We start from the raw sequence: 12,523 nt of genomic DNA, 5'->3' as shown, positions 1-12,523 counted from the left end.
TCTTCCCATTCCGAACAGAGAAGTCAAGCCCGCCAGAGCCGATGGTATTGCCGTAACAGGTGGGAGAGTAGGTCGGTGCCTTTTTTTATACAGAGCCCTTGCTGGAAACAGTAAGGGCTCTTTTTTTGCCCTCAACTCAACATAAACCCTGATACCTGTTTGTTAACCCCTATCCCTTCAGGATCTTCATATTTAATCTGTTTCTTCTTATACTAAAAGGGGGTGTCGTAAATATTATAGATAAACCGATTTATTATAATAACAATATTACATAAAGTTGTTTGTTTTTTTTCTACTTTACATGCAAAATTAATGGGCGGCAATCTATTTAAATTTCTCTCTTAGCTGTTCCTGTTTTATTAATATCCTATGCATAAATGAAAAGGAAAACCATTATATTTCTTGTTGTAATAGTCCTTGGTGTTGCAGGTTTGGTTTTGTATCGAGTAACTACAAATAAAAAAGATAAAGAACGTACAGGTAATATTACTGGGCCGCGCACGCAAACAAAAGTTTACGGAAAAGTAATAAGAGGTAAACCCTTTTCCGACCATTTGTCGCTTTCTGGTTCTATCGAACCGAATGAACTCGTTGACATGCGTTCGGAAATTTCCGGAATTGTGGAATCAATAAATTTTTCAGAAGGAGGTAGAGTGTCCGCAGGCCAAGTATTGATTCGGATTAACGATGTTGAATTGAGGGCACAACTCTCCCAAGCCACCACGCGAAATAGCTTGGCAGGTGAAAATGCTAGAAGGGCTAAATTGCTATTGGAAAAAGAAGCAATTAGTCAAGAAGAGTATGATATAGCTAGTGCGGATTACCGTACTGCCCAGGCTCAAATCGAGGTAATAGAAGCCCAATTAGCCAAGACTATCATAAAAGCACCGTTTTCGGGTACGATCGGATTAAGAAATATTTCTAAAGGAAGTTATATCACTCCTACGACTAGCATTGCTCAACTGGTAAATACAGATCGGGTAAAGGTTCTTTTTTCCATTCCGGAAAAATATGTAGGCATGGTTAAGAGTAATAGCAGTATTAAGCTCCATGTCCAAGGTGCCAGTGAAGAATACACGGCTACGGTGTATGCCATTGAACCCTTTGTAGAGGCTACGACACGTACGTTACAGGTAAAAGCAATTGTGGATAATTCCGCCCAGCGACTAATTCCAGGTACATTTGCTAATATCGTTTTCCCTCTAGCAACTATTGAAAACGGACTTTTGGTACCCGCAGAGGCATTGATTCCGATACAAAATGGTAAGAAGATTTTTCTTCTAAAAGATGGAAAAGCTGTTGAATCCCTTGTGGAGACTGGAGCAAGGACGGCGGAAGATGTACTTATTTTATCGGGAATTAAAAATGGCGACACAGTCCTTACATCGGGCGTGATGTCCTTACGAGATGGAAGTCCTGTACAAGTTACTTTACGATAATCAGATATGAGTTTATCTACGTTAAGTATTAAAAGGCCGGTTTTAACTATTGTGTTAAACTTAATGCTCATTTTGTTCGGTATTATAGGCTACGTTTTTTTAGGTGTCCGCGAGTACCCATCTATAGATCCAGCTCAAATTTCTGTGCGAACGAATTACACGGGCGCGAACGCTGAAATTATTGAATCACAGATAACGGAGCCTCTCGAAAAGGCGATAAACGCAATTGATGGTATTCGAAATATTTCTTCTTCTAGTAATCAAGGTTCAAGTAATATTACTATTGAGTTCAATCTTGATAAAGACCTAGAAGCAGCAGCAAATGATGTTCGGGATAAGGTCTCGGAAGCACAACGTCGGTTACCCCAAGATATCGATGCTCCACCTGTTGTCTCAAAAGCTGATGCGGATTCTGAACCTATTATTATAATGACGGCTCAAAGCTCTACAAAAAATGTACTTGAGCTATCTGATTACGCCGAAAATGTTATTGCGCAGCGACTACAAACTATACCGGGAGTCAGTTCTGTGCAAATTTGGGGTCAGAAGAAATTTGCTATGCGTTTGTGGATAGATCCAGTACGTCTTGCTTCCTACGGTCTCACGATTTTAGATGTAAGAAATGCACTTAATGCACAGAATGTAGAATTACCTTCGGGTAAATTGACGGGAGCGAATACCGAACTTGCGGTGAAAACGATCGGCAATCTTGAAAATGAAGAGGAATTTAATAATATCATAATTCGATCTGATGCAGATAAGATTGTACGTTTAAGTGATATAGGCAGTGCAGCTCTGGAAGCCGAAAACTTCGAAACTAAGATGTCAGACTCCGGATTCCCAATGGTCAGTTTAGCCATTATTCCGCAACCGGGTACCAATTATCTGGATATTGCGAATAATTTCTATGCCGAATTTGAGAAACTGGAGAATGATTTGCCGGAAGGCTTCGATTTAAATGTAGCAATCGACAACACCCTATTTGTTAGGAAAGCAATATTTGAGGTAGTCGAGACACTTCTGATTTCTGTAACATTAGTTGTACTTATTATATTCCTGTTTTTCAGAAACTGGTCTATTGCTTTTCGTCCATTGGTAGATATTCCTGTCTCGCTTATTGCCACCTTTTTTATCATGTACTTGTGTGGTTTCTCAATTAATGTATTGACACTATTGGCCATTGTTTTGGCTACTGGATTGGTCGTGGACGACGGTATTGTGGTCACCGAAAATATTTTCAAGAAAGTGGAAGAGGGTATGTCTCCCATTCAAGCTGCAATTAAAGGTTCTAATGAAATATTTTTTGCGGTTATTTCAATTTCCATTACGTTGGCAGCCGTTTTTTTGCCTGTTGTTTTTTTGGAAGGGTTTGTCGGTCGATTGTTTCGCGAATTTGGAATTGTAATAGGTTCTGCAGTGCTAATTTCTGCTTTTGTTTCGCTGACTTTGACGCCTATGCTAAATGCGTATTTAATGAAAGGCGGGGAACAGAAAAAGTCCAAATTTTACATGAGGACCGAACGATATTTTGAAATGATGAATAAAGAGTATACGGATTCGCTTCAGCGCTTTTTGAAAATCAAATGGTTAAGTTTAGCGGTGATTGCAGGTTGTTTCTTACTTATATATTTATTTTTTCAATTATTGCCAAAGGAAACTGCCCCGTATGACGATAGAAGTTATATTAGTCTAAGAGTAACTGCTCCTGAAGGAATTTCCTACGATTATATGGATCGTTTCATGACAGACTTAACACTTCTTATTAATGATTCTGTACCCGAAAGAAAAGTAAGCTTGGTGATTACATCACCAGGTTTCGGTTCTGCTTCTTCAAATAGCGGCATCGTTAGGCTGGGCTTAGTACAACCGAATGAGCGAATACGTTCGCAAGGTGAAATCGCAGACGATGTGTCTCGTATAACAAAACCGTACTCTGAGGCGAAAGTTTCTGTGTCACAACAACCGACAATTTCGGTTAATAGGAGGGGAGGGCTGCCGATACAGTATATTATTCAAGCACCCAATTTTGAGCAACTTGAAAAAAAAATTCCGAGCTTTATGGAAGAATTGTCCAAAGATCGTACGTTTTCTATAGTAGATGTCAATTTGAAATTTAATAAGCCGGAAGTATACGTTACCATTGATAGGGACAAAGCGCAGTCGCTAGGTGTTTCTGTCTTGGATGTTGCTCAGACATTACAACTTTCTCTCTCTGGACAAAGGTTCGGTTACTTTATGATGAATGGTAAACAGTACCAGGTTATGGGGCAATTTGACAAAGAGGATCGATCTACGCCTATGGATCTAGCTGCTATTTTTGTTAAAAATAGCAGTGGACAACTAATTCAACTAGATAATATAATAGAAATAGAGGAAAGAAGTAGTCCGCCACAACTATACCACAATAATCGTTATATGTCTGCTACTGTCTCTGCTGGACTAGCTCCGGGGAGAAGTATGGGAGAAGGTATAGAAGCAATGGATGCTGTTAAGGAAAAAGTATTGGACGCCAGTTTTACAACGGATTTGGGGGGCGAGTCTCGCGATTTTGTGGAGAGTGGTTCGAATACAACATTTGCATTCGGATTAGCGGTATTACTGATATTTCTGATTCTTGCAGCTCAATTCGAAAGTTTCGTTGACCCTATTATTATCCTGCTTACGGTGCCTATGGCTGTAGCTGGAGCATTATTTTCATTATGGCTTTTTGGTCAATCCTGGAATATTTTTAGCCAGATCGGTACTATCATGTTGATTGGATTGGTAACAAAGAATGGGATTTTGATAGTAGAGTTTGCTAACCAACTGCGCGAAGAAGGTTTGGATAAATATAATGCCGTATTGCAAGCCTCGGAATCTCGGTTGCGACCAATATTAATGACTTCGTTGACTATCGCCTTAGGCGCATTGCCCATTGCTTTATCATTGGGTGCGGCCTCTACAAGTAGAATCGGTATGGGGGTCGTTATTGTAGGTGGTACCATGTTTTCGTTGATTTTGACACTTTTTGTTATTCCTGCATTTTATTTATTAATGTCTAGAAGGAGAAAGCACCGACCTGAATTTGATAATATAGAAGATTAAGATGAATAGAATTATAGGTTTCGTATTTTTAATTTTCATTCAATCGTTAGGATTGAAAGGACAAGAAACTTTGACGGTAAAGGAAGCTGTAGAAATAGCGTTGGAAAATAATTATGATATCCGACTTTCTAAAAATAATTTTTTAATTGCCCAAGAAAATGTTTCCTACGGTAATGCAGGAATGCTACCCTCGGTTACTGGTAATTTTACCCAGAATAACAGCCTCCAAAATTCAACCCAGGTACAAGCTACCGGAGATACACGCTCTTTAAATAATGCCAAAAATAATAACATGAATTATGGCGTAAGTATAGGGTGGACTATTTTTGACGGATTGGCAATGTTTTCAAGATATGATCAACTGAAGGAATTGGAAAAGCAAGGTGACTTTCAACTTAAGAAAGTTATTTTAATGCGTGTTTCTGATGTTATCGCAACATATTATACCCTTGTAGAGCAACAAAATTTGTTAAGTGCAATAGATTCAAGTATTATTATTTCTAAAGAGCGGTTACAGACGGCTGAGAATAGATTTTCTATTGGTAAAGTTTCCCGGTTGGAGGTGTTAAACGTGCAGGTGAATTTGAATGAAGATGAATCCAATCGATTGCGACAGATTGATGTAGTAAAAAATCTAAAAATAAGCCTGAATAGTCTTTTGGCTCGTGACCTGACGATAGATTTTGCTATCGTAGCCGAATTTGATTTTGATGAAGGATTGCAGTTAGCGGAATTATTGAACCAAGCAAAGACGCAAAATCCGGATTTACAGATTATCGCACTCAATAAAAGGATTGCCGAACTAGAGGTGAAAAACGTGCGAGCGAATCGCTATCCGACGGTGAGATTAAATACAGGATACAATTTTTCAGAATCTGAATCCAGTTTAGGTTTCGTAGCTAGTTCTAGCTCTAGGGGACTGACATACGGTATAACAGCTTCTGTCAATATCTTTGATGGGTTTAACCAGCGTCGAAATGAGCGTGTTGCCAAGATCCAAGTTGACAATGCGGACCTGATGATCGGGCAGCAAAAGCTACTCGTAGAGACTTCAATAGCTACGGCCTATCAAACCTATCAAACTAATATGGCTTTGGTGGTGCTAGAAGAAAAGAACGAAAAAATCGCACGACAAAACCTAGGTATAACACTTGAGAAATATCGAATTGGCACCATTAGTACAGTCGAATTTAGAGATGCTCAAGAAAATTTTATTAGTGCTGTATCGCGATTCAACTCAGCAAAATTACAAGCTAAATTGTCGGAAGTAGCTATAAAAGAACTAATTGGGCAAGTAGCACTTTAATTTCTAATAATCTTATTGTAATCGATCAGTTACACAAACGGTTTCGTATTTTGAACAAACGTTTGCGTTTGCTTTTTATTTTTTATTATAATTTTTTAGGATTATTATTGTGATAGATAAGCGGATAAGTAAGCTTGTTAATAACCAATAGCCTTTAAAATTTAAAAATTGGTTATTCCTTAATAGACTGTTTAGTTTGTTTTAAAATAGGTGATTTTAGAGGGGGCTTTTGTCCCCTTTAATGTTTTAGTTAGCAAATTCCTTAATATTGAAATATGAGTTCAGATAGAAGAGATTTTATTAAGAAAGTATCCTTACTTTCAAGTGTGGCAATTACGTTGCCTTCAATCGGTATGGAGGCACAAGCGGCTCCGAGATTTAACATGTCGGGATATAGAGCTCCTAAACTAGACAAGGTGCGCATCGCCTTCGTAGGTTTAGGAAATCGTGGTACCGGTGCAGTGGATCGCTATACCTATATTGAAGGAGTAGAAATTGTTGCGTTGTGTGACCGCCATGAAGATCGTGTAACAAAGCATCAAAATTTCGTGACTGATAAAGGTTTTACTAAACCCAAAGGTTTTTCAGGTGATAATGGCTGGCAAGCGATGTTGAAAGAAGTGGAAATCGATTTGCTATATATTTGTACGCCTTGGGATTTACATACGGTAATGGCTATTCAAGGCATGAAGGCTGGCGCTCACGTGGCCTGTGAAGTTCCTATTGCATTGTCTGTGAAAGACTGTTGGGAAGTTGTGAAAGTATCGGAATCGACAAAAAAGCACTGCATGATGTTGGAGAATTGTTGTTATGATTTCTTCGAAATGTTGACATTGAAAATGTCTAGAGAAGGTCTATTTGGGGATATTATTCATGCAGAAGGTGCGTATATCCACGATTTATTAGATTTAAATTTCAGTAAAACCTATTACGATGATTTCTGGAGATTAAAAGAAAACATTCGTTTCAATGGGAATTTATATCCTACACACGGTATTGGCCCAGTTGCACAATGTATGAATATAAACCGTGGCGATGTAATGACTTCATTGGTCGCGATGCAAACTGATGATTTTCATATGGCAGATACGGCTCGTGAATTGGCAGCTAAAGATGCTACATTTCAACAATTTGTCGGTAAAAAATTCCGAGGTAATATGAATACCACGTTAATTCGTACGGAAAAAGGAAAAACAATCATGATTCAACATGATGTTACTTCTCCACGACCTTATTCTAGAATTCATTTACTGAGCGGAACTAAAGGGTTTGCAGAGAAGTATCCAACACAAGGGATATCGTTAAAGAGTCATAAAAATGGACATTCATTTTTACCAGAGGACAAAGTCGAAGAATTGCGTGAAAAATATACACCTGAATTAGTGAAGTTCATTGGAGAACAGGCTAAGAAAGTAGGTGGTCATGGAGGTATGGATTTTATGATGGATTGGAGATTGATCGATTGCCTGCGTAACGGATTGCCTTTGGATCAAGATGTGTACGATGCGGCAGCATGGAGTGCAATCGTTCCTTTAAGTGCAGAATCTGTGGGTCAGAATTGTAAAACAGTTACCTTCCCTGATTTCACAAAAGGTGCTTGGCGATCCAATACACCCGTAGATCTTACATTGAATGGTGGTGGAAATACCAAAATTCGCCCTAAGGTGGATAAAGATGCAAAACAATTAAGCGTTTAATGTAGCTGTGTTTTATAGCAGAGCCCAACTTTTTAGTTGGGCTTTCTCATGGGTTTTACTTATTTTTAGAATTCTCAATAACAAGAATGGAGAACCGACATAATCGAGGTGATCACTACGTTGTAAAATCGTGATAACTTTGAGTATGGTAGGTTTTCTGTCTGCCGTGTAGGCATCTGAGAATTAAAATAAATACAACAGATGAAGAAAGCTTTATTTTACGTTGCTTTTCCTTCCTTGATGATATTAGGATGTAATACAAGTCCATCAAAAAATGCTACCCATACAAAAGATTTGGATAGTATAATGACATGTGCCAGTGTTATTCCGAGTCGCTTTTCCAGTTTATCGAATGATTCCCTTAATTATATTTCTGGTGAAGATAAGGTTAAAATGATATTGATTCCCGGCGGAGAATTTAGGATGGGTTCTGCCGATTTCGATGATGCACAACCTGTTCACAATGTGGGTCTTAGCTCTTTTTGGATGGACGAACATGAAGTTACCAACGCACAATTCAAAATTTTCGTGGAATCGACTGGATACGTTACCTTAGCTGAAAGGCCGTTGGATCCCACAGATTTTCCTGGTGTTGATCCAAGGATGTTGGTTCCGGGTTCAGCAGTTTTCAGCGTACCTAAGAATGTTCAGGGATTAACTAATCATTTACAGTGGTGGGAATATGTTCCTGACGCAAACTGGAGACAACCAGAAGGGCCTAATAGTTCTATAATAGGAAAAGAAAATCACCCGGTTACCCAACTTGCGTATCAAGATGCGGAGGCATATGCGAAATGGGTAGGAAAACGACTTCCGACGGAAGCAGAATGGGAGTATGCGGCGAAAGCGGGAAAGCATCAAAACGAAATTTATTATTGGGGGAACGAAAAGAAAGAAGACGGAAAATGGTTGGCTAATATATATCAGGGAGAATTTCCTGTGAATAATACAAAAGAAGATGGATATGAAACTACTGCCCCAGTAAAAAGTTTTCCTGCTAATGCTTTTGGGTTATATGATATGGAAGGCAATGTATGGGAATGGTGTGCGGATCTGTATCGTCCAGATTATTATGAAAATAGCCCCAAGCTGAATCCAAGAGGTCCTTCTGAGGCTTATGATCCGCAGGAACCAGGGACTGTAAAACGTGTACAGCGGGGTGGTTCTTTCTTGTGTAATGATCAGTATTGTGAACGATATAAGGCAGGAAGCAGAGGAAAAGGAGAGGTAAATAGTCCGACTAACAACGTTGGTTTTAGATGTGTAAAAGATATAAAATAAAGAAGCCCGCTACTGCGGGCTTCTTTATTTACTGTGCATTTAAGAACATGGATTTCTTTGAGACCAATTCTCTGAAATAAGGATCTTGCAAATCTTTGATAAAGCGTATCGCTTCACCTGTAGATTTCATTTCGGGACCTAATTGTTTGTCGACTTCAGGGAATTTAGAGAAAGAGAATACAGGCTCTTTAATTGCCCAGCCTTCCAGTTTACGTTCAATTTTGAAATCTTTTAGTTTATTTTCTCCTAACATTACTTTGGTCGCGATGTTGATGTATGGTACATCATATGCTTTAGCAATGAAAGGGACAGTACGTGAAGCACGTGGGTTTGCTTCTATAACGTATACATTTTCATTTTTTATGGCGAATTGGATGTTCAATAGGCCTCTAACGTTTAATGCCTGTGCTAATTTTACCGAATATTCTTCCATCTTAGCTTGTACTTGATCCGATAAACTAAATGGAGGTAATACTGCTGATGAATCTCCTGAGTGTATACCGGCAGGCTCTATATGTTCCATCATACCAATAATATGTACATCTTCACCATCACTTATAGAATCAGACTCTGCCTCTTCAGCACGATCTAGGAAATGGTCAATCAAGATTTGGTTTCCAGGAAGACTTTTTAGGAGGTTGACAACCGCTTTCTCTAAATCTTCGTCATTAATAACGATACTCATTCCTTGTCCACCTAATACATAGGAAGGACGTACTAATACAGGATAACCTACTTCATTAGCTACGCGAATGGCTTCCTCTGCAGAAGTTGCAACACCATATTTCGGATAAGGAATATTCAGTTCTTTTAATAGATCAGAGAAGCGACCGCGGTCTTCCGCTAAATCCATATCTGAAAACGAAGTACCAATGATTTTAACGCCCAATGCTTCTAAACGTTCAGCCATTTTTAATGCTGTCTGTCCTCCTAATTGAACGATTACACCTTCTGGTTTCTCTAATTCAATGATCTCACGGACATGCTCCCAAAATACGGGCTCAAAATATAATTTATCAGCCATATTGAAATCTGTTGAAACAGTTTCAGGGTTACAGTTTACCATGATGGCTTCATAACCACATTCTTTAGCTGCCAGTAGACCGTGTACACAAGAGTAGTCGAATTCAATCCCTTGTCCGATACGATTTGGACCGGATCCCAATACGACGATTTTCTTTTTGTCAGAAGCTATCGATTCATTTTCATCTTCGAAAGTAGAATAATAATAAGGGGTTTGTGCTTGAAATTCTGCAGCACAGGTATCAACCATTTTATAAACACGGTTTATACCCAGTTCTTTACGACGATCGTAAACTTGGTCTTCCGTAACATTACCTAAGATCCAAGAAATTTGCGCGTCTGAATAACCTTTTTGTTTTAAGGTCATAAAGAAATCACGGGGAATATTATTTAGTTGGTAGCGACGTAGTTCAGTCTCTAATGCAACCAGTTCTTGAATTTGAACTAAAAACCACTTGTCAATCAAAGTTGCTTTACGTATAGATTCTAGCGGAACTCCTAATTCAAAAGCATCTTTGATATGGAATAGGCGATCTGCACTTGGGTGCTCTAAGCTGTCCATTATTTCATCCAGATTGCGTAATTGACGTCCGTCAGCTCCTAGCCCCCATCGGCCCGTTTCTAGGGATTGAGCCGCTTTTTGCAATGCTTCGATGAATGTACGGCCTATTGCCATCACTTCGCCAACGGCTTTCATCTGTAATCCCAATTCTTTATTAGCACCTTTGAATTTGTCAAAGTTAAAACGTGGAACTTTTACGATTACATAGTCTAACGTAGGTTCGAAATATGCGGAAGTTGTTTTTGTAATTTGATTCTGGAGCTCATCCAAATTGTACCCTATAGCCAATTTCGCAGCAATTTTAGCGATTGGATATCCCGTTGCTTTGGAAGCTAGAGCCGAAGAACGTGAAACACGTGGGTTGATCTCGATTGCGATTATATCTTCATTCTCCGGATTTACAGAAAACTGGACATTACATCCTCCGGCGAAATTACCAATAGAACGCATCATTTTAATCGCTTGGTTACGCATATCTTGGTAACACTTATCGGAAAGTGTCATACCTGGTGCTACCGTTATCGAATCACCGGTATGAATACCCATCGGATCGAAATTTTCTATGGTACAGATAATGATGACGTTGTCATTGGTATCACGTAACAACTCTAACTCGAATTCTTTCCAGCCTAATACAGCCTGTTCAACTAATACTTCGTGTGTCGGAGAAGCATGTAAACCTCTATTGAGGGCAGCATCAAAGTCTTCTTTTTTGTGTACGAAGCCGCCTCCTGTACCTGCTAGCGTATAGGAAGGGCGGATAACCAGTGGAAAGCCGATTTCTTGTGCGGCTTCTTTTCCTTCCAGGAAAGAATTGGCGATTTTTGAAGGGGCTACACCGACACCAATATCAACCATGAGTTGACGGAATTCTTCGCGGTTTTCTGTTTTCTCTATGGCTGCCACATCAACGCCTATTACCTTAACATTATATTTTTCCCAAAGACCTAGATTCGAAGCTTCAATACACAAGTTCAGCGCAGTTTGACCACCCATAGTAGGTAGTACAGCATCAATCTGCTGTTCTTCAAGAATCTGTTCGATACTTTCGCAAGTCAGCGGTAATAAATAAACATGATCTGCAACAACGTTGTCAGTCATGATAGTTGCAGGATTGGAATTAATGATGGAAACTCTGATGCCTTCTTCTTTTAGAGAAAGAGCAGCTTGAGACCCTGAATAATCAAATTCACACGCTTGTCCGATTACAATAGGGCCAGATCCTATAATTAATACGGAGTTAATGGAGGTGTTTCTTGGCATTATTTTTCTAATTCAAAAAGTTAAAATACGAATTTGTGGTAACTAACAAAGCAATGAAAAATGCCTTAAAAAGAGGAGTATTCCGACTGCTTTGTCGGAGTGCAAAGTTATACTTTTTATTTGATAAATTAATAAAATTTTAAAAGATCGTGTAATTTCAAGATAGAAAAAATGGAAACATTCTGCTGGTTACGCGAAATTCATGTCATCACCTATACATCTCACTTTCTGCAAAATTTATATTTTCACGAAATTTATTGAAATACATGGTATGGTTTTTGTGAGCTCAGGTAATTAATATGTTTAACTTTAAATAAATGTTTATGAAAAAAATTACTTTACTATTAGCAGTGGTCCTCTTTGTAGGTAGTTCCTTTGCGCAGGATTACAAAAATTCCATTGGTATTCGCTTGGGATCTGGACATTATGATGTCGCAGCCGTTGCATTTAAGACATTTATTACGCAACCCGGTGCCTTAGAATTCGACTTGGGGGTTCGTCCACATTCAAGAGGTAATAATGATTGGGTAAACCTTTCATTTTCGGGAACTTATCAACATCATTTTCCTATAGGTGATATTCAAGGATTTAAATGGTTTGTGGGAGGGGGAGCGATATTGTCAAACACATTTTCGGATTATGAAGATTCTAAAGGATTCAGTGCGGGGATCTACCCTACTGGTGGTGTAGATTACAAATTGAAGAATGCACCTTTTGCATTTTCTGCCGATATTCGCCCTACTATCCATGTTGTGAATGGTGCGGGATATTATAACGGCTTCTACGCTAACGGCGGAGTAACTGCTCGTTATACGTTTTAGTATTTGATTAAATCATTCTACAACAGAAAGGCTGCATTAAGCGGCCT

7 protein-coding genes and 1 rRNA gene are annotated in these 12,523 nt (G+C 38.9%); 7 read left to right on the top strand and 1 reads right to left on the bottom strand.

Annotation, left to right across the window (positions count from 1 at the left end):
• The 6 genes from rrf to FAZ15_RS19335 form a co-directional block, all read left to right on the top strand.
• A 5S ribosomal RNA gene (rrf, locus tag FAZ15_RS23185) occupies positions 1 to 84 on the top strand; the annotation flags it as partial.
• 293 nt (positions 85 to 377) lie between these two features.
• Complete coding sequence (locus FAZ15_RS19355; protein WP_136902982.1) at positions 378 to 1,439, top strand: efflux RND transporter periplasmic adaptor subunit; 1,062 nt, start codon at positions 378 to 380, stop codon at positions 1,437 to 1,439.
• Positions 1,440 to 1,445: 6 nt separating this feature from the next.
• Entirely contained in the window at positions 1,446 to 4,523 is a 3,078-nt protein-coding gene (locus tag FAZ15_RS19350) for an efflux RND transporter permease subunit (RefSeq protein WP_136902981.1), read from the top strand.
• A 1-nt stretch (position 4,524) separates the two neighbouring features.
• Positions 4,525 to 5,829, top strand: coding sequence for a TolC family protein (locus tag FAZ15_RS19345; protein ID WP_136902980.1), 1,305 nt, complete (start codon positions 4,525 to 4,527; stop codon positions 5,827 to 5,829).
• 275 nt (positions 5,830 to 6,104) lie between these two features.
• On the top strand, positions 6,105 to 7,526 hold the full coding sequence (locus FAZ15_RS19340) for a Gfo/Idh/MocA family protein (protein WP_136902979.1): 1,422 nt from the start codon (positions 6,105 to 6,107) through the stop codon (positions 7,524 to 7,526).
• A 201-nt stretch (positions 7,527 to 7,727) separates the two neighbouring features.
• A complete protein-coding gene (locus FAZ15_RS19335; RefSeq protein ID WP_136902977.1) occupies positions 7,728 to 8,807 on the top strand; it encodes a formylglycine-generating enzyme family protein in 1,080 nt (359 codons plus the stop codon).
• A gap of 28 nt (positions 8,808 to 8,835) precedes the next feature.
• Here FAZ15_RS19335 and carB read toward each other — a convergent pair whose 3' ends face one another.
• Positions 8,836 to 11,655 (bottom strand): carbamoyl-phosphate synthase large subunit, encoded by a 2,820-nt coding sequence (gene carB / locus FAZ15_RS19330; protein WP_136902975.1) that lies wholly within the window; start codon positions 11,653 to 11,655, stop codon positions 8,836 to 8,838.
• A 323-nt stretch (positions 11,656 to 11,978) separates the two neighbouring features.
• On the opposite strand from carB, the gene FAZ15_RS19325 reads away from it, so the two are divergent.
• Positions 11,979 to 12,476: a hypothetical protein gene (locus FAZ15_RS19325; RefSeq protein WP_136902973.1), complete on the top strand. Its 498-nt coding sequence runs from the start codon at positions 11,979 to 11,981 to the stop codon at positions 12,474 to 12,476.
• The last annotated feature ends 47 nt before the right edge of the window (positions 12,477 to 12,523 follow it).

The organism is Sphingobacterium olei (assembly GCF_005048855.1).
Taxonomy (GTDB): domain Bacteria; phylum Bacteroidota; class Bacteroidia; order Sphingobacteriales; family Sphingobacteriaceae; genus Sphingobacterium; species Sphingobacterium olei.
Note: the sequence above shows the minus strand (reverse complement) of the source record. Positions and strands in the feature narration are given on the sequence as shown.